This is a genomic window from Gillisella vitis (genome assembly GCF_021559775.1).
In the GTDB taxonomy this organism is placed as follows: domain Bacteria; phylum Pseudomonadota; class Alphaproteobacteria; order Rhizobiales; family Rhizobiaceae; genus Allorhizobium; species Allorhizobium ampelinum.
Map to the genome: position 1 here is coordinate 1,432,013 of NZ_CP056047.1, position 18,301 is coordinate 1,450,313.

At 57.2% G+C, this 18,301-nt stretch carries 19 protein-coding genes and 5 tRNA genes; 9 read left to right on the plus strand and 15 right to left on the minus strand.

Features of this window, described 5'->3' with window-relative positions; genetic code table 11:
• Positions 1-5: 5 nt before the first annotated feature.
• Both sfsA and AVCG78_RS06760 read right to left on the minus strand, forming a co-directional pair.
• Positions 6-713: a DNA/RNA nuclease SfsA gene (gene sfsA / locus AVCG78_RS06755; RefSeq protein WP_071206277.1), complete on the minus strand. Its 708-nt coding sequence runs from the start codon at positions 711-713 to the stop codon at positions 6-8.
• A gap of 24 nt (positions 714-737) precedes the next feature.
• Positions 738-2,540: a PHA/PHB synthase family protein gene (locus AVCG78_RS06760; protein WP_071206308.1), complete on the minus strand. Its 1,803-nt coding sequence runs from the start codon at positions 2,538-2,540 to the stop codon at positions 738-740.
• A gap of 410 nt (positions 2,541-2,950) precedes the next feature.
• Between AVCG78_RS06760 and AVCG78_RS06765 the strand changes: the two genes are divergently transcribed.
• From AVCG78_RS06765 to recJ, 4 genes are all read left to right on the plus strand, one after another.
• Positions 2,951-3,328, plus strand: coding sequence for a hypothetical protein (locus AVCG78_RS06765; RefSeq protein WP_049777171.1), 378 nt, complete (start codon positions 2,951-2,953; stop codon positions 3,326-3,328).
• Between the two features lie 281 nt (positions 3,329-3,609).
• The gene (locus AVCG78_RS06770; protein WP_156582733.1) at positions 3,610-4,827 is read left to right on the plus strand and encodes an LL-diaminopimelate aminotransferase; all 1,218 of its coding nucleotides are present in this window, start codon (positions 3,610-3,612) and stop codon (positions 4,825-4,827) included.
• A gap of 69 nt (positions 4,828-4,896) precedes the next feature.
• Positions 4,897-6,219, plus strand: a complete 1,323-nt coding sequence (locus AVCG78_RS06775; protein WP_071585128.1) for a homoserine dehydrogenase — start codon at positions 4,897-4,899, stop codon at positions 6,217-6,219.
• 40 nt (positions 6,220-6,259) lie between these two features.
• Positions 6,260-8,062 (plus strand): single-stranded-DNA-specific exonuclease RecJ, encoded by a 1,803-nt coding sequence (recJ, locus tag AVCG78_RS06780; RefSeq protein ID WP_156601535.1) that lies wholly within the window; start codon positions 6,260-6,262, stop codon positions 8,060-8,062.
• A 103-nt stretch (positions 8,063-8,165) separates the two neighbouring features.
• On the opposite strand, the gene AVCG78_RS06785 is transcribed toward recJ, so the two are convergent.
• The 5 genes from AVCG78_RS06785 to gloA form a co-directional block, all read right to left on the minus strand.
• Positions 8,166-8,240, minus strand: a tRNA-Glu gene (locus AVCG78_RS06785).
• 176 nt (positions 8,241-8,416) lie between these two features.
• Positions 8,417-8,491, minus strand: a tRNA-Glu gene (locus tag AVCG78_RS06790).
• Positions 8,492-8,704: 213 nt separating this feature from the next.
• A tRNA-Glu gene (locus AVCG78_RS06795) sits at positions 8,705-8,779 on the minus strand.
• A gap of 101 nt (positions 8,780-8,880) precedes the next feature.
• A complete protein-coding gene (locus AVCG78_RS06800) occupies positions 8,881-9,819 on the minus strand; it encodes a hypothetical protein (RefSeq protein ID WP_071585130.1) in 939 nt (312 codons plus the stop codon).
• Between the two features lie 161 nt (positions 9,820-9,980).
• Positions 9,981-10,421, minus strand: coding sequence for a lactoylglutathione lyase (gene gloA / locus AVCG78_RS06805; protein WP_071206269.1), 441 nt, complete (start codon positions 10,419-10,421; stop codon positions 9,981-9,983).
• Positions 10,422-10,729: 308 nt separating this feature from the next.
• On the opposite strand from gloA, the gene AVCG78_RS06810 reads away from it, so the two are divergent.
• The 5 genes from AVCG78_RS06810 (at position 10,730) to AVCG78_RS06830 (ending at position 12,485) form a co-directional block, all read left to right on the plus strand.
• Positions 10,730-11,308 (plus strand): cold-shock protein, encoded by a 579-nt coding sequence (locus tag AVCG78_RS06810; protein WP_015916056.1) that lies wholly within the window; start codon positions 10,730-10,732, stop codon positions 11,306-11,308.
• 25 nt (positions 11,309-11,333) lie between these two features.
• Entirely contained in the window at positions 11,334-11,801 is a 468-nt protein-coding gene (locus AVCG78_RS06815) for a DUF192 domain-containing protein (protein WP_322267439.1), read from the plus strand.
• 96 nt (positions 11,802-11,897) lie between these two features.
• Positions 11,898-11,974: transfer RNA gene (locus AVCG78_RS06820), tRNA-Pro, on the plus strand.
• A gap of 85 nt (positions 11,975-12,059) precedes the next feature.
• The gene (locus AVCG78_RS06825) at positions 12,060-12,365 is read left to right on the plus strand and encodes an ETC complex I subunit (RefSeq protein WP_015916058.1); all 306 of its coding nucleotides are present in this window, start codon (positions 12,060-12,062) and stop codon (positions 12,363-12,365) included.
• A 43-nt stretch (positions 12,366-12,408) separates the two neighbouring features.
• Positions 12,409-12,485: transfer RNA gene (locus AVCG78_RS06830), tRNA-Arg, on the plus strand.
• A 61-nt stretch (positions 12,486-12,546) separates the two neighbouring features.
• On the opposite strand, the gene AVCG78_RS06835 is transcribed toward AVCG78_RS06830, so the two are convergent.
• From AVCG78_RS06835 to AVCG78_RS06870, 8 genes are all read right to left on the minus strand, one after another.
• A complete protein-coding gene (locus AVCG78_RS06835; protein ID WP_234796160.1) occupies positions 12,547-13,581 on the minus strand; it encodes a tyrosine-type recombinase/integrase in 1,035 nt (344 codons plus the stop codon).
• Complete coding sequence (locus tag AVCG78_RS06840) at positions 13,581-13,754, minus strand: hypothetical protein (RefSeq protein ID WP_174089668.1); 174 nt, start codon at positions 13,752-13,754, stop codon at positions 13,581-13,583. Before AVCG78_RS06840 ends, AVCG78_RS06835 begins: the two co-directional genes overlap by 1 nt.
• A complete protein-coding gene (locus tag AVCG78_RS06845; protein WP_071585131.1) occupies positions 13,751-13,993 on the minus strand; it encodes a hypothetical protein in 243 nt (80 codons plus the stop codon). Before AVCG78_RS06845 ends, AVCG78_RS06840 begins: the two co-directional genes overlap by 4 nt.
• A gap of 175 nt (positions 13,994-14,168) precedes the next feature.
• Positions 14,169-14,411: a hypothetical protein gene (locus tag AVCG78_RS06850; protein WP_071585133.1), complete on the minus strand. Its 243-nt coding sequence runs from the start codon at positions 14,409-14,411 to the stop codon at positions 14,169-14,171.
• Positions 14,408-16,009, minus strand: coding sequence for an NAD-dependent epimerase/dehydratase family protein (locus AVCG78_RS06855; protein WP_234796161.1), 1,602 nt, complete (start codon positions 16,007-16,009; stop codon positions 14,408-14,410). The genes AVCG78_RS06850 and AVCG78_RS06855 overlap by 4 nt, the downstream gene beginning before the upstream one ends.
• A 10-nt stretch (positions 16,010-16,019) precedes the next feature.
• Positions 16,020-17,120 (minus strand): DNA polymerase III subunit beta, encoded by a 1,101-nt coding sequence (gene dnaN, locus AVCG78_RS06860; RefSeq protein WP_174089669.1) that lies wholly within the window; start codon positions 17,118-17,120, stop codon positions 16,020-16,022.
• Positions 17,117-17,890, minus strand: a complete 774-nt coding sequence (locus AVCG78_RS06865) for a hypothetical protein (protein ID WP_071585135.1) — start codon at positions 17,888-17,890, stop codon at positions 17,117-17,119. Before AVCG78_RS06865 ends, dnaN begins: the two co-directional genes overlap by 4 nt.
• The gene (locus AVCG78_RS06870; protein ID WP_071585136.1) at positions 17,890-18,297 is read right to left on the minus strand and encodes an ASCH domain-containing protein; all 408 of its coding nucleotides are present in this window, start codon (positions 18,295-18,297) and stop codon (positions 17,890-17,892) included. Before AVCG78_RS06870 ends, AVCG78_RS06865 begins: the two co-directional genes overlap by 1 nt.
• Positions 18,298-18,301 lie beyond the last annotated feature (4 nt).

The window sequence follows — 18,301 nt, forward strand, 5'->3', positions numbered from 1 at the left end:
TGTCGTCAATTAGTCAGGCGCACGGGAACGCCGCATGCCGGAATGATCCCACCCGGTGTGATCGCGCATTTCACCGCATATGCTTCGACGCCCTGGCTTATGGCGGCGGTAAAGGCCCGGCCATAGGCGGGATCGAGATCGGCGCAGATCGCCAGGACATCGCAATCCTGCCGCTGGATCACATAGAGCATCGCCGCCCGCTTGCCTGCCGTCACCAGCTTGGCCATTTCGTTCAGATGTTTTGCACCTCTCGTGGTGACGCTATCTGGAAATTCCGCCAGTCCTGTTTCACGGATGAAATGGACGTTCTTCACTTCGACATAGCAATCCGCTTTGCCAGGCCCCGACAAAAGAAGGTCGATCCGGGAGTTCTCGCCATAACGCTGCTCGGTGCGGATCTGCGGATAGTGTAAGAGATCGCTGACCAGACCGGCGCGGATCGCTTCCTGAGCCAGACGGTTGGGAAGGCTGGTATTGACGCCGACTAATGTGCCATCGGCTTCGATCAGCTCAAACCCATAGCGATACTTCCGGCCGGGCCTGTCGCTTTGTGACAGATAGATACGCGAACCGGGCGTAGTCAATCCGCGCATCGAGCCGGTATTGGCGCAAAATCCGGTGATGTCGCTGCCGTCTTCCAACACGGCGTCGAAGAGAAAGCGTTTGTAACGGCGCACCAAAGTGGCCGCGACCAATGGTGGATCGAAAGTCATGGGGTTTCTATCGTCCGGCCAATCTTAGACACGCTCCAGCACGTAAGCGCCCGGCGCATCCCCTATGGCATTCAGCGCCGTGCCACCCGGTTTACGGGCCGCCACGCGGCGTTTGTCCAATCCTTCAATCCATTTCTGCCAATGCGGCCACCAGGAGCCGGCGGTTTCCTCAGCACCAGCCACCCAATCTTCGAATGCGCCCTCCGGCTTACCATTGGTCCAGAACTGGTACTTACGCTTGTCGGGCGGATTGACCACACCGGCGATATGGCCGGACCCGCTCATCACATAGGTGACGGGACCGCCAAAGCAGGCCGATCCGACAAACACCGATTTCGCCGGGGCAATATGGTCTTCCTTGGTGGCGAGATTGTAGATCGGGATTTTCACGTCCTTCAGCGACAGGGTCTTGCCATCCAACTGCATCTTGCCGCGCGCCAGATTGTTTTCCAGATAGCAATTGCGCAGGTAAAACGAGTGATTGGCCGCCGCCATCCGGGTCGAATCGGCATTCCAGTACAAGAGATCGAATGCGGTCGGGTCCTGACCCTTCAGGTAATTGTTGACGAAATAGGGCCAGATCAATTCGGACGAACGCAGCATGTTGAAGGCCGAGGCCATTTTCGAGCCGTCCAGATAGCCCTTCTGCCGCATCTTCTCTTCCAGCCCGCTCACCTGTTCCTCGTCCACGAAGACTTTCAGGTCGCCTGCATGGGTGAAATCCACCTGGGTGGTGAACAATGTGGCGCTGGCAATACGGCTATTGCCTTCCTTGGCATGCAGCGCCATGGCGGCCGATAGCAGAGTGCCGCCAACGCAATAACCGATGGCATTGACTTTCTTTTCGCCGGTGGCTTTCTCAACGGTGTCGAGGGCAAAATCCACGCCTTCACGAATATAGGACAGCCAGTCCTTGCCCGCATGGCGTTGATCAGGATTGACCCAGGAAATCACGAAGACCGTGTGGCCCTGGTCGACGCAATATTTGATGAAGCTCTTTTCCGGGTTGAGATCGAGAATATAGAATTTGTTGATCCAGGGCGGGCAGATCAGCAGGGGCCGCTTCAGCACCTTGTCGGTAGCTGGCTCGTATTGAATGACCTCGCAGACATCGCTCTGGGCGACGACCTTGCCCGGCGTCAGCGCCATATTGGTGCCCAGCGCGAATTTGCTGGTATCGGTCTGGCGCATCCGCAATTCACCCTGACCGGCGGCCATGTCCTCGGCAAACATTTTCATGCCCTTGACCAGATTGGCACCGCTGGTGGCGACCGTCTCGCGGTAAAGCTGCGGATTGGTCATCACGAAATTGACTGGCGACAGCGCCGCCGTCATCTGCCGGACGTAGAACAGCGCCTTGTGGCGCGCGTGCTCGTCCATGCCTTGGGTATTCTCCACTAGTTTCTCAGCCCAGTCGGACAGGACAAGATAGGCCTGGCGCAAAAAATCGAAGAACGGGTTGCGCTGCCAGTCGGCATCCGCGAATCGCTTGTCCTTGATCGGCTCTGGTGGTGGAGGTGTTTGGGCTGGCATGGAAAGGCGGCTCAGGCTCTTCATCCAGACGCCGAACAGGGAGGTCATCAGATGAGTCTGCGCCTCCAGGCTGCGCTGAGGGTCGGTCATCCAGTATTCCGCCACGCCTGACAGAGTTTTGACCAGTTCGACGGCGGGCTCCGCCACCGGATCGACAAGACCAGACTTTTCACGCGGTGCGATCCAGGAGGAGGCCGCCTTGCCGAGGTTTTCAAGCGCCTTGGCAAGATTGACGGCCAGCGCTTCGGGGTCCTTGACGATATAGGGATCGAGCAGGGACGGGTCGAAACCCATTTGATTGAAACCGGCCTTTTCGGATTCAGAACCGTCAGCGTTGTTTGCTGTTTTGCTGGTTTCCGGCCCGCGTTCTGGCGCGTCGGACGCGGGACGGGATTGACCGGCGCGACCTTGGTCCTTCGATGCTGTGGTCAATGCCATCTCCCCTTGGCTCTTCTCTTTTTTATATTTGCCTATCCTGCCTGAAAATGACTACAAGTTCCAGACAGATGAAAGGTGTGGGTGTGGTTTGACTCACATGTTTTACAAGGTTTGCGCGTTTTGTCGCAGGTTATTCACGTTTGCGTTGTGAAAAGCATCGTGAGAATAATCACACGGCTTGCGCTGCTGTTTTTCCCGGTGCCGGGCGGATTTGGTTGGGTTTGAATATGGTTTCGATCGTCTCTTTGGTTGGGCAGTCTTCGTGTATGAAGCCGGCTCTGCGCCTGGCAAAAGCCGGTGTGGTTGGATCTGGCGTTGCCTGCCTGCTTGCGCTTGCGGGCTGCAATAGCACGCCCGCTGCGCAGTCTGCGGTGCGCCCGGGCCATGTTGACGTGACAGTGACCGACAAGACCGATCCAGCCGCTGCGGCCTATACGACGCCGGATGGTTATCCGGATTTTTCACGGCCCTTGACCGCGGCCAATGTGCAGATGAGCAATGACGAGGCGAAGGACATGGGTAAGCGCCTGTCTTCGCTCTCTTATCTGCGCAAGACCGGGCAGATCAGCCAGGCCGAATACGAGCGCCGCGTCGAGGAAATGCGCAAGCTCGCCAAGACCAACGGGCAGGTTCAGGGTCAATAGAGCCAGCCGTACCGCCTGCCTGTAAATAGCCCTTGCCTTGCAGGGCATTTGGCCGCAAAGCAAATGCAATGTGACAGTTGCATTCTACCATGTCGAATGTGCCCCGGAACCGATGACCGGGAGGGACAGGGCAGGGTGCTTCTGGCCAAAATCTACCGCGAATCATTGCAATTTGCGGTATTGTCACGGCACCCCGATTTGCCAGATCCGTTTTCGGGGATGCTGCAGTGGAAAACGGATCGTCCGCAAGGCGGGGAGCCTGCGGTTCAACGAGGTCTGAGATGGAAGAGTTTCACAAAGTTCGGCGTCTGCCGCCCTATGTTTTCGAACAGGTCAACCGTTTGAAGGCAAGCGCGCGAGCCGGTGGCGCTGATATCATCGATCTCGGCATGGGCAATCCCGATCTTCCGACCCCGCAGAACATTGTCGACAAGCTGTGTGAGGCCGTTCAGGACCCGCGCACCCATCGCTATTCCTCGTCCAAGGGCATTCCGGGGCTGCGCCGGGCGCAGGCCGCCTATTATGCCCGCCGTTTCAATGTGAAGCTCAACCCCGAAACTCAGGTTGTCGCGACGCTGGGATCGAAGGAAGGCTTTGCCAATATGGCGCAGGCGATCACCGCGCCAGGCGACGTGATCCTTTGCCCCGATCCGACTTACCCGATTCATGCCTTTGGCTTCCTGATGACCGGCGGCGTGATTCGCTCCATCCCGGTCGAGCCGGATGAAACCTTCTTCCCGCCGCTGGAGCGTGCGGTGCGCCACTCTATTCCGAAGCCTCTGGCGCTGATTATCAATTATCCGTCCAATCCGACGGCGCGCGTCGCCTCGCTGGATTTCTACAAGGACGTGATCGCCTTTGCCAAAAAGCATGAATTGATCGTGCTGTCGGATCTCGCCTATTCGGAGATCTATTTCGATGGCAACCCGCCGCCATCGGTGTTGGAAGTGCCTGGAGCCATGGATGTCGCGGTGGAATTCACCTCGATGTCGAAAACCTTCTCCATGCCCGGTTGGCGCATGGGCTTTGCTGTCGGCAATGAACGGCTGATCGGCGCCCTGGCCCGGGTGAAATCCTACCTGGATTACGGTGCGTTCACGCCGATCCAGGTGGCCGCTACCCATGCGCTGAATGGCGATGGCACGGATGTTGCCGAAGTGCGCAATATCTACAAGCGCCGCCGTGACGTGCTGGTCGAAAGCTTCGGCAAGGCCGGTTTCGAGGTGCCGCCACCGGCGGCAACGATGTTTGCCTGGGCAAAAATTCCCGAAAAATTCCGCCATCTCGGTTCGCTGGAATTTTCCAAGCTGCTGGTGGAAAAGGCCGATATGGCCGTCGCGCCGGGCATTGGCTTTGGTGAACAAGGTGATGATTACGTCCGCATCGCGCTGGTCGAAAACGAGCACCGCATCCGCCAGGCCGCCCGCAATCTGAAGCGGTTCTTGTCGACAGCGGACGACACCCTGCACAATGTCGTATCGCTCAACGCTCACCGTTGAGTTTTTATCGGAGCGGCCCATTCGTGGCCGCTCTTTTCCGAATATTGAAAAGCATATCAGGATTGTCTCATGGCTGATGCCCTTAAGATCGGCATTGCGGGTCTCGGAACCGTTGGTGCGTCACTGGCGCGTATTTTGCAAACCCGCACCCAAGCGCTTACCGTCGCCTGCGGTCGGCCCATTGCCATTTCTGCGGTCTCGGCGCGCGACAAGACCCGCGATCGCGGCGTCGATCTTGCCGGTATCGCCTGGTTCGACAGCCCGGTCGAGATGGCTGAAAAGGCCGATATCGATGTGTTCGTCGAGCTGATCGGCGGTGCGGAAGGACCAGCCGAACACTCCGTTCGCGCGGCCCTTGGTCGTGGCGTGCATGTGGTGACTGCAAACAAGGCGCTGCTGGCCCGCCATGGTGTGGAACTGGCCAAGCTGGCGGAAGAAAAGGGCCTTTTGATCAATTATGAAGCTGCTGTCGCGGGCGGCATTCCGGTTATCAAGACGCTGCGTGAATCGCTGACCGGCAATGATTTTTCGCGGATCTACGGCATCATGAACGGCACCTGCAATTACATCCTGACCCGGATGGAAAAGGAAGGACTGAGCTTTGCCGATTGCCTGGCGGAAGCCCAGCGTCTCGGCTATGCCGAGGCCGATCCGACCTTCGATATCGAGGGCAATGATACGGCCCATAAGCTGTCGATCCTAACGACGCTGGCCTTCGGCAGCCAAATTGCTGCCGACGAGATCTATCTCGAAGGCATCAGCAATATTTCCATCGATGACATCAACGCCGCCCGCGATCTCGGCTACCGAATCAAGCTGCTCGGCGTGGCGCAAAAGACCGCTACCGGCATTGAGCAGCGCGTCCATCCGACCATGGTGCCGCTCGATTCGGTGATTGCCCAGGTGGATGGCGTGACAAATGCGGTGGCGCTGGAATCCGATATTCTCGGCGAATTGCTGATGGTTGGCCCTGGTGCCGGTGGCAATGCCACGGCATCCGCCGTGTTGGGCGACATTACCGACATCGCCAAAAGCCGTCCCGGCGCGCAGATGGTTCCGGTTCTGGGCCGCCCGGCGCATCTGTTGGAACCCTATGTTCAGGCCGAGATGACCCGGCATGAAGGCGGCTACTTCATCCGCCTGACCGTGGTCGATCGCACCGGCGTTTTCGCCAGCATTGCGACGCAGATGGCGGAAAACAACATTTCGCTCGAATCGATTGTCCAGCACTCGCAGACATCGTCTGACGCGGACCAAACCAAGACGATCATTCTCGTCACCCATGCCACACTGGAAAAATCCGTGCGCCAGGCCGTTGCCGCCATCAAGGAGGAAGGCTATCTGCTGGGTGAGCCGCAAGTGATCCGCATCGAGCGGCCGAAAACAGCTTAGCTCCTGACTGTGGAGCGGCGATAACCGAGTTGCTTCCTCTATGCTTGAACCCGCCGACCCGATCGAACGCGCCTTTTTGAATGTCGAGACCTCGGTCAGCGGTCAACGCTGGGTATCTCGGCTGGATCAGGCTGGGCTGAACCGGTCGCTGGCAATTGCGCAGGTGCATGGCATTCCCGATCTTGTGGCGCGGGTTCTGGCCGGGCGGGGCGTGGCGGTTGCCGATGCGCAAGCCTTTCTCGATCCGACCATCCGCGATTTGATGCCCGATCCCTCCAGCCTGACCGATGGTGACAAGGCCGCGGACCGGCTGGTGGCGGCAATCATGCGCTCTGAGCGCGTGGCGATTTTTGGCGATTATGATGTCGATGGTGCTGCTTCGTCGGCGCTCTTGTGGCGGTTTCTCGCGCATTTCGGTATTGAGGCCGAAATCTATATTCCTGACCGAATTTTCGAAGGCTATGGCCCGAATGCTGGTGCCATCGGTCAGTTGATCGAGCGCGGCGCGCAATTGATCGTCACGGTGGATTGCGGCTCGACCAGCCACGATACTCTTGACGAGGCAAGGCGCCGAGGCGTGGATGTGGTGGTGATCGACCATCACCAGATGGGCCAGGATTTGCCCGCCTGTCTGGCATTGGTCAATCCCAACAGGAGCGACGATCTTTCAGGGCAGGGCCATCTCTGCGCGGCGGGCGTGGTGTTCATGGTGCTGGTCGGCACGCTGCGCAAGCTGCGCGAAGCGGGACATGGTGCCGCGCGCTCGCTGGATTTGCTGGCCTGGCTGGATCTGGTGGCGCTGGCGACGGTCTGCGATGTCGTGCCGCTGAAGGGGCTGAACCGCGCCTATGTAGTGAAGGGCCTTATTGCTGCTCGTCACCAGCAAAATGCCGGTCTTGCATCCCTTCTGAAGATCGCCGGGATTGGCGGCCCGGTGACGCCCTATCATTTCGGTTTTCTGGTTGGGCCACGAATCAATGCCGGTGGCCGGATCGGCGATGCCGCGTTGGGCAGCCGGTTGCTGACGCTGGACGACGCTGCCGAGGCCGATGAAATCGCCGCCCAACTGGACGACCTGAACCGCCAACGTCAGGCGATGGAAGCGCAGATGCTGGCCGAGGCCGAAGCCGAGGCCATGGCGGAATATGGCACCGGCGAGAATGCCGCCGTGATTCTCACAGCCCGGGAAGGCTGGCATCCCGGCATTGTCGGGCTGCTGGCGGCCCGTCTTAAAGAGCGATTCCAACGGCCTGCCTTTGCCATTGCCTTCGATGGATCAGGCAAGGGGACGGGCTCCGGCCGGTCCATTGCCGGTTTCGACATGGGAAAGATGGTGCGTGCGGCGGTGGACAATGGCCTGCTGGTCAAGGGCGGCGGCCACGCCATGGCCGCAGGGCTGACGGTAGAGCGCGGCAATCTCGGCAAGTTGCGGGCGTTTTTTGATGAACAGGCGCAGGAAAAGGTCATGGCGCTTTCCGCCATCAGGGCCTTGAAGATCGATGGTGCGGTTGGCGCATCCGGTGCTACGCTTGCGTTGATCGACCTCCTGGAAACCGCCGGACCCTATGGTTCCGGCCATTCCCAACCGATCTTCGCCATCCCGGCCCACCGCATTCGCGATTCTCGGCTGATTGGCACCAGCCACGTTAAGGTCACACTGGAAGCGCCGGATGGCAGCCGAATCGACGGCATTGCCTTTCGCGCCAAGGAAACACCGCTCGGTGATCTCCTGCTCGGACGCCGAGGTGACGCCGTGCATGTCGCCGGCTGCCTTGGGGCAGAACTCTGGCAAGGCACGCGTCGTATCCAGATCCGAATTCTGGATGCCGCACCAGCGTTTTGAGCGCGGCGAACAACAGTACGCCAGAGCGGTTCGATTAAGCTGAGAACGTAAAGCTCACGCTGCGCTTGGCAACGATATAAACATCAATATAGGGAAGGGTCAGTGGCACGCCCTAGGGGAGTCGAACCCCTCTTTTCAGAATGAAAATCTGACGTCCTAACCGATAGACGAAGGGCGCGTGCTGTGGGGCTGCTTATAGGCAGGCGGATGATTCATGGCAAGCGAAAAAATGAGCTTTTTCCGTAGGCTCAATGATTTTTTTCATGCGATCTATCAGCTGACTGACCTAAGGTCGCACATTTTTTTCCGCTTCAATAAGCAGGATGCAGAAACGAATTTTCCGGGGAAACGCAGTGGCACGCCCTAGGGGAGTCGAACCCCTCTTTTCAGAATGAAAATCTGACGTCCTAACCGATAGACGAAGGGCGCGTGTTGCGTGCGGCTCTCTTAGTGCGAACAGACTGGAGCTGCAAGCGAATTTTTCAGCTTTACTGCCGATTTTTCCTCGGCCTGTGGAGAACCGCGAATGCACGACAGCCTTACTTCGAAAGGGCGCTGTAATGTGCAGCGGTCGAATCTAAACATTTCAATCGTTCTCTTTGAAACGATCCTAATTTTGGTAGATGTTGGGAAATAAAGCAGTGGCACGCCCTAGGGGAGTCGAACCCCTCTTTTCAGAATGAAAATCTGACGTCCTAACCGATAGACGAAGGGCGCGTGCTGTGGCGCCCTTATAATCACGTGTTTGGAGGCTGGCAAGCACTGAAATCCAAAATTTTACGGAAAAATGACAGCCCGAAAACGAGCCATTCAGCCCGTCATTTGCGTATTTTGGCGAGGAATTTCTTGATGAAACTGTCCTTCGTCATGCCCTGAGCTCCAGGCGCGCCCTCGATTTTTTCCATTTCGGTAACGCCCGCCGAATTGGCCATACCGGGTGCTGCGGTCGGCAGGCTCGTCTGCAACTGCGCTGGTACCGGTGACATCTGTTGTTGTGGCATCGTTGTCTGTTGCGCCTTTGGCGCCGTACGAACGTTCTTCGGATCTGGTGCGAGACCTGCGAGAATTTCCGCTTTTGAGGCCGGGCGTTGTTTAACAACAATCGGCGCCGGGGTAGGGGCGACCACAGGCTCTATCGGTTGATTGGCCTGCGTCTGAGTTTGAGTTTGAGTTTGTGACTGTTCCATCGGCTTTTGCACGCTGTAAACGCTGTTTACCGTGGCCTGAAACGGACGAACAGGCATGTTCGGCGGCACAATGCTATTGGCCGGGCTACTGGCCGATGCCGCACCGTCATCTGATGGATGAGACGCGGAATAGAGCCCGGATGAGTTTGGCGATGCCGTCTGCTCCGGTCTGGGCTGGTTCATCGCCACAACCTGTTCGGCTGACGGCCCGGAGGAGAGAGTGGCGCTGCCATCGGCTCCAGCAGCGCCAGACACCGTCCCGGGCTTGCGATGGCCGGTATTGACGAGGGGGTCGCGATATAAGCCACCCTTATTGGGCTGCGGCGACACACTGGCTGGTTGCGCAGTCGTTTCCACGACATCCGCGTCGCCAATCGCGCCTTGTTCAACGACGGGAGGTGGGGTTTTCGTGGTCGCGCAGCCCGCCAGCAAGGCAAGGCCGAAAACGACGGCAATACTTGTTGACGCTGGCTTGCCATTCGCACCCTTAAAAAGCCTGGGCGCACACTTGAAAAGCATGGAATTGGCAGTCCAAGGCTTTTGCCCGAACAGACGGTTTGGGGACATCATGTCGCTCTCCTTGACGAGACCGCCCGGACCTGTCGATGGCGGGCAGTGTCTATGGTTGGAGCGATAGTGACACAATGAGCTTGCGTCAGGCATGATGCCGCCGCGATCACAGCGGCATCGCAGATGAGTGTGTCGCACGGAAAGACGTGCGGCGGGTACGGCTACCAGGCGCCGGTATTAGGCATGGAGAGCCAAGGCTCTGCCGGTGCCAATGCGCCGTTTTTCTGGAGGATTTCGATGGAGATACCGTCTGGAGAGCGCACGAAAGCCATATGGCCATCGCGGGGCGGGCGGTTGATCGTCACGCCATTATCCATCAGCTTCTGGCAAATGGCGTAGATGTCATCCACTTCATAGGCAAGATGGCCGAAATTGCGCCCACCGGCATAGTCTTCCGCATCCCAATTATAGGTCAGTTCGAGACATGGGGCCATGTCCTGGCTGGCTTTGGCCTTGTCTTCGTCGGCGGCAAGGAAAATCAGCGTGAAACGGCCCTTTTCATTGTCGATTCGGCGAACCTCGCTCATGCCGAACAATTCGCAATAGAATTTCAGGGAAGCGTCGACATCCTTGACCCTGACCATTGTGTGAAGATAGCGCATTTTGAAATTCTCCCTGTTGCATGCCGCATATGTCGCCTGAGGGCGACGGCTTCAAGCGTTGTCATGGCCGCGCCTGAAAAAAATGACATCATGAGAGAAAATGACCGGCCCAAAGAAAATTGACTGAATAGATAAAGGGGAAAGCGGGAAATCTGCACTCGTCAGTTTCGAACAAGCTCCAGGCGCGAAAAAGCAGATGCGAATAACTGAAACTAGGGCTTGCGCAACAGTATTAACAAAATGTTAATCTAGCCTTCGGGAATCAGTAAGCGTTATCCATGTTTGGCGTGTCGAGGGGCGGTTTAGAGATGGCGGATAGAATTTCAGCGAAAGAGTTCGTGGAATTCAGCGGGCTCTCGGAAGAGCCCCTGGATCTTGTCGAGATCACCGGTGTGGTGAAATGGTTCGACGTTGCCAAGGGTTTTGGCTTTATCGTACCGGATAATGGCATGCAGGACGTCTTGCTGCATGTAACCTGCCTGCGCCGGGACGGTTACCAGACCATCCTGGAAGGAACCCGGATCGTCGCGCTGATCCATAAGCGCGATCGGGGCTATCAGGCCTTCCGTGTTCTGTCGATGGACCAATCGACGGCAACGCATCCGTCACAAATGCCGCCTGTGCGGACCCACGTTCAGGTGACGCCATCGAGTGGGTTGGAGCGGGTTCTGGTCAAATGGTTCAATCGCACCAAAGGCTTCGGCTTCCTGACGCGGGGCGAGGGCACCGAGGACATTTTCGTTCACATGGAAACGCTGCGTCGATTCGGCTTGACAGAATTGCGGCCCGGACAGACAGTGCTGGTGCGCTTCGGCAATGGCGACAAAGGCCTGATGGCGGCAGAAATTCACCCGGATAACCCTGCGCCGCATGTTATGGCGCATTGATTGTCCCGTATTGTGAGTGATGGGAATGCTGGTTTTTTCTAGAAGCGCCTTTTGGGCGCTTTTTTTCTATATTGCACTCACGCTATCCCCGGCTCTGGCTGAGCAATTTCTCAAAGGGCCAGCTGTCATTCAGACACCGACCGGTCAGCAGCTTCGTCTGAAGATGGAATACGCGATCTCCGTTGCACAACGCGAGCAGGGCCTGATGGGCCGTACCAAGCTTGGCCCGAATGATGGCATGGTTTTCGATTTTGGCGACAGCCGCAATGTGGTGATGTGGATGAAAAACACGCCTTTACCGCTGGATATGCTGTTTATCGATGAAAAAGGCTTGGTGACCGGGATTGCAGCGCGTACAAAACCCTATTCCGAGGACTTGATACCTTCGCCGGGTCCAGTTCGCTACGTGATTGAACTGAACGGTGGGCGGGCACAGGCGCTGGGGATCGGTCCCGGCAGCATGGTAATACAGGGAATTGCACCCCCTCCATAACGTTGCGAACAAAATCATGGAGAAGACGGTTTTTTTTGAGTTTTTCCTGTTGCGATTAAAGAGTGAACCGTGTATCTCCCCATCATTCGGCGGTCACGGAGTGTAGCGCAGTCTGGTAGCGCATCTGGTTTGGGACCAGAGGGTCGGGAGTTCGAATCTCTCCACTCCGACCATTCTTCCGGCGAATCCTTTCGCTGGAAGATGACGGCGAGGAAGGGAAGAGATATAGTCTCTTCGTTTTCATGAGGAATCGGAATTATGTCCGCTAAGATTTACCGTCCTGCAAAAACAGCCATGCAATCCGGAAAAGCAAAGACCCATCTATGGGTTCTTGAATTCGATGCATCCGAACCTCGGACGATCGACCCGATGATGGGCTATACAAGCTCCGGCGACATGCTCCAGCAGGTCAAGTTGACGTTTGAAACGCAGGAATTGGCCGAAGCCTACGCTCAGCGCAATGGAATCGATTACCGCGTCATCCAGCCAAAGGAACCACGCCGCCAGTCGGTTTCCTACACAGACAATTTCCGCTTCAGCCGCCTCCAGCCCTGGACGCATTAATCCCATCTGCTGCTGCCTCTGGCCCGTGATACGGGCCAACACCGGCCCCTTAGCTCAGCTGGATAGAGCACCTGCCTTCTAAGCAGGTTGTCGCAGGTTCGAGTCCTGCAGGGGTCGCCAATACCATGTGTAACGCATTGATATTATTGAAGGTGCGACCGGTCGGGGATATAGGTGCGACCTACATTCTGTTCGACAGACGTTCCGAAGCGCTTCTGGCGAGCTTCTTTTTATCTGCTTCTTTGGTGTAGATTTCCGCCATCGAGAGGCGAGACCAGCCGTACATTGCCATGAGTTCGTGAGCGGTCGCGCCTTCATCGGCAGCGATTGTCGCGCCGGCTTTTCTGAGGCCGTGCGCTCGGCACACGTCAGGCAGCCCGGCGGCCTTGCACTGTTTTGCAAACCAATTTCCGAACGACGCACCGGAGCTGAAGGGTTTTCCCTTTTCTGTCGTCAAAAAGGCGAGGTCGCCCGTTGGTGTTGCGTCTATCGATTCCTGCAGTTGCTTAAAAACTGGAAGGTAGACCCATTGCTTGGTCTTCTCGGTTCGAAGAGAGATCAAGCCGTCCTTCATGTGCTGTCGACCGACAACGACCGCATCGCCGCGGCGCAATCCGAGGAAAAGCAGGATGTCGATAGCGAGGCGTGGCTTTGTGCCGATGTTATGGCGTTTGCGGTAGCGCTCTACTTGTTCAACAGTCCAAGTGTGAAAGCCGTCCGACCGCACACTGAGCTTCGAAACGCCAATGCAGGGGTTGGTCTCGATATAGCCAGCCTCAACTGCCCACTTGAAAAGATGGCTCATGGTTTTCAGGAAGTTATTTGCAGCATTTGGGGTTGCGGCGCGCTTATCGATTCCTGCTTTGATCTTTGCCTTGGTGATGTCGACAAAAGGGCCGCTGCCATTTTTGGGGTCTGCGATAATCTGCTTTAAAATGTTATCGCGCGCTCGTCTTGTGGCGGGCGCCAGCCGCGCGAAGACGCCGCTGCGCTTGTATTGATCGACCAGCCAGACCAGCGAACCGCTTTTTGCCTTAGGCTTTTCTGGCATTGGTTTCGATCCGGATAAGGCTGCCTCGTAGGCCGCCTGGAATTCTTCGCTGCCGTAGACATCGGGCAGCCGCACGCGCCGGCCATTCCGTTTGAAATACCATACCATTTTCCCATGGCGGGTTTTCTCATGCGACAGGAATGGTTTGCGCGGCATCGTGTCCATCACAGATCAAAATCCTCATATCGCGCAATCTGCGGCTTTTGGGTAGTGGGATGGTCCGGGGCAACGCGAAAGATCTTCCCATCGATCTCAACCTCGACGCGGACGCCGTCGCGCTTGGCGATCTTTGCCATGCGGGATAGGTCGGCTGTTTTGATAATAGCTGGTGTTGTCATTTTACCTCCCCCCGTGATCTCATGGTTTCAGCATTCATCAGATGCGCCGCCAGGTTTGTCCCGGCGTGACAGGCACCGGCGACGGTGATTTCACCGTTGGTTATGGTGAAGCTGGCGAGGCACTTATAGATGACGGTTGCCCGCGTCTTGGCGGTGTCAATATCCAGCATGATACGGTCGGCGCCGCAGCATGGGCAACGGGTGGTGGATTGGAGTTTGTAGGCGCGGGCGGTGGTCATCGGCCATTCCTCTGCTTTAGCAAAAAGCAAACCTCGCTGAGCCCAATCATCACGGCATAGAAGGTCAGTCTTGGGTAGTCGAGCGCTGGGAGGCCAGGATAGAAGGCGGCGCAGACTTCGCGTACCAGCCACATGCAGCCAAACATGCCGATGTATGTGATATTCCAGCGGATCTTCATTGCTTGCCACCGAGTTTTGACGCAAAGAATGAGAGGCGTCCTTCTACGGCGGGAACCAGTGCATCGTTGAGCATCATCGCCGCCATACGTGGATCACCTGTGGCCATGAGCAGGATTGCCGTAACGCTTTGCTCCATTGTCATCAGAATATCCACGGTATCCTTCTTCGGATCTCGGTCGCCGATGATCGCGATTGCTGCAAGGTTTGCCTGCGTCGTGTTTTTAGAAATGTTGCTCACTGATTTAGCCCTCCGCGTAGCTGTTGCGGCGTGCGGCAAACCTTTTGAAGGGCTTTCCGAACCTCGAGGCATAGTTTTTCATCCGACCAAGCGTCCTGCTTGTCGCGGTCATCTGCGCGCTCGATATCTGCCGGTGTATGGCCGATCCATCCGAGCCGGATGGATATACCGCCAAAGCTATCCACCATTTGTTCAATGCAGCGCTTAACTGCCCCATAACAATTTAGAGGATGGCGTTCTGCCCACACAGAGGATGCATAAATCACCGGTATGCCTTTGGCGGCAGCGTTGTGGATGACAATCTCGGCCATGCGGAGCGATTTAGATTGCGTCTCCCATCCCAGATTTGGATCGTTGCTTGCGCAAGCGAGCATGATGACAACATCGCAATCGGGTAAATTGGGGCAGTCAAGGATGTCTGCCCGAATTGTTGGCGAGCCTGTTGCGTCCATTGTCAAGGCTGACGGGAAACAGGACTTTAGCCTCCTCCCGACAATGCCTTCGCTGCCGATGATGAGTAGTTTCGGGTCAGCAAAGCTGTCAGGGGTGCCCTGTTTTCCTGCTGGCGCGAGAACAGTAGGTTCGTCTGGCTGTGGTTTTTTATGCAACGGCTTTGCCTCCGCTGGGTCCGCTTGGGCGCAAATAGCGGACGCGATTTCAGCCCAAGGCTCACATTCTGTAGTATAACCGTTCTCGGTAAACGCCCAAACTTCGTGTACTGGGCCGGGTGCTTCTGGCCGATGTCTGGCCCTTACCCAATTATTCTTGATCGTAAATGGCTCCAATTCGGCAGATGGTGATTTACCGAAGTCTTTCAGCGCAAAATCACGGTCAGCCTTCTTTTCAAGATCGAAGGCCGTGAGGAGCCATTGCGGTTCCGGGTGCCACTCGGTCGAGCCAAACCAGATATTCTTGGGCAGTATGGTGCGCTCTGATGTCTCGCCGCGATAGTTGGTGTAGTTGAGCGTGACTGGCACGTCCTGTGCAGGCATTTTAGCGACGGCAATCGGAAGCGCCGAGCCTGTCGGTTTTGCTGCCTGCTTCGCTCTGATTTTTTCGACTTTCGTCCAAATGCGAGCAAGCTCAATTTCGCCAGCTTCATGCATATTCAAATCGTGAGCGAGGCAATAAGCCGCTAGCGTTACCATGACGCCGCCGACTTCTTGAGCTGGCGCTCCTTTAGGTCTTGCCCACGTGTAATCCTCAAGCGCTCGAATGCGCTCCCGAGGATAGTCTCCAGATTGAAGCAGCTCGAATACCTCCTCAAGCAAACGGTCACCGCGCTCCAACTTGTCGGCGGAAATCTCCGGACCAAAGCAAGCGATCATCCACGGTTGAACGCGGCTCTGTAGTGTTTCAGCTGGATCCTCTGCCCCAGCGGTTTCGCATTCATACTGCCGACCACGCTCTTCTGCCTTGGCGATCTCTTCGCGCAAGCGGCGCGTCGTGTAGCGAGGCTGTTCTTCGTTGCCAAATTCCGTAGAAAACGCGGCTTCAAGCATTGCGCGGATATCCGCGATGGTGACATTATTTCCCTTGCCGCGCGCGATCAGTGCTGCGCAAGCGGACGATAGTGTTTCCTGTGTGATTTCCATCATCTCTCTCCAATCACACCCGCATCGGCATCAGCACGATGAGGTTTTCTTCGTGGTCGCCATCGGCCCGCAGGATGGCGGGGCTGCCAGCGGTTTCCATGGCGAGGGTTAGCGGGCCGTCGCCGAGGTGGGCCAGGGCGTCGAGGACGTATTTGCCGTTAAACCCCGCTTCGATTTCCAGCGGGCCTTCGACGGTAATGGTTTCCTCGGCCGATCCGGCGTCGGGGTTGTTGACCGACAGCTGCAACTGGCCATCCGAAAACTTGAACTTGACGGCCCGGCCTTTCTCGCTGGAAATGACGATGACGCGCTCGACGGCGGGCCTGATGGCCTTGGCTTCAAACTCAGCCTTCGCCGCGCCCGCCTGCGGAATGACGCGGGTATAATCGGGGAAAGTGCCGTCGATCAGCTTCGAGACGATCCGCAGGCCGGGCATGGTGATAGAGATTCGGCTATCCGTCGCCTCCAGCGTCACGTCGCCATCGGGCAGGTGCGCCAGCAGTGCAGTGACCAGCTTGCGCGGCAGAATGATACAACGCGGGGCAGCGCCTTCGATGCGCAGCCAGCGCTTGGCCAGCCGGTGACCGTCCGTTGCCACCAGAAAGGCACCACCGGCGCCTGGCTCAATAAAGACGCCATTCAGATAATATCGGGTCTCTTCCGTGGAAATAGCGAAGGCGACGGAGGTGAGCGCGGCTTTCAACCCCGACCCGGAGGCGGTGCAACGGGTGGGTTTATCGGCGGTGAAATCCGGCATGATCGGCAGATCATCCAATGGCAGCACCTGGAGCTGAAACCGGGACCGTCCAGACGAGACGATAGCTTGCGTCTTGTCCTCATCCAGCTTGATCTTCACCTGCGCGCCATCGGGAAGCTTGCCGACGATCTCGTCCAGCAGCTTGGCCGCGACCGTGAAAGGGTGAAAATCCATATCAAGATCGGCCGCGAGATCGACGGTGCCTTCAATGTCGAGGTCCGTCATGCGCAGTTGCAGGCCGAACGGTCCACGCTCAAATCCGACATTGGAGAGAATCGGGATGGTGTTGCGGGTCTCGACGATGCTCTTGCGGACTTTCAGCGCGGCGGCGAGGGCGGATTTGCTGGCGGTGATCATGGTGCGACCCTGTCGATATTGGATTTGATGACGCGGAAGGTGTAGGCAGCGACCCATGGGCTCGGCCATATGCTCGGGTCATCGCCGTATTTTTTGGCGAACTTGTTCAAGGTGTGGAAATAGTTGAGGAACGCGCCGCCAGCCGACGACAGGCAGTGATCGATATCCAACACCTTGCGACTATCGACCGGACCCCAATCCATTGACCAGCCGGGGTCTTCCAGCGCTGGGCCTCGGCATTCCAGCCGATAGGTCGCGCCTTCTGCAATGGAATCGGCGTCCGTGATATCTTGCATCCGCATGACGCGGACATCGGTGACAATGAGGGTGAGGCGAGAAGCCCAGCGTGGCATGAACATGCCGGACACCCACCGGATCGTACCCGGCTCTATCAGCCCATCGGCCGCGAAAATGCAGCAGTCGCTATCGCGCAGCTTCGCGGGAATATCCTTGAGGCGTGAGCCGCAACCGCTCCATTCGACATAGGTGCTGACATTGTCGTCCCATGATGGATCGTCTGACGGCGGATCAGGGATAAAGGCTTCTTTGACCCAGAGGCGGTCGCCGACAGAGTAACGCAGGCGGGATGAATAAGGCTTCTCGCGCAACCCTGTGAAGACGGCCTTGGTGCAATCTATGCCGACAAAGCCGTGGAATGCGTCGTAATAGCTGGGGTCTACATCTTTCAGCGTGCGGCGCGTCTGGGTCTTGCGACCGTCCAGCATTGCGCGGACCATCGGGCCGCTGAAAGGGATTGGTTTGTCGGCCATCAGTTCGCCCCTTCGAGGTTCCGGCGCCAATCAAAAAAGCCCAGTGCGCCTTTGACGGGGATAAAATCGACGGGCTGCAGGCTTCGAAGAACGAAATTGAAGGCTAAGACCCCGGGCCGACCAACACAATCAACAATCTCTGCTGTTGCAATGATGCCCTCGGGCTGTCGGCCTTGCCCATCGCCAAGATCATTGCCTCTAGGCCAAAGGTTGAAGCCGCGAAGGCCATGCGCTGTAGCAAGGCAGCCATGCATCTCGTCTATCGGTATGTTTTGGCCAGTGTGAATGCACACTGGTCCGCGAAACCGCGTGTACAAATTGCGTTTTTTAATGTTCTCGCCCAGATTGACGGTGTAATGCGTCCATGGCTGGAGAATCGACAGGGCGAGTTTTGGGAGGTCACTCATCACC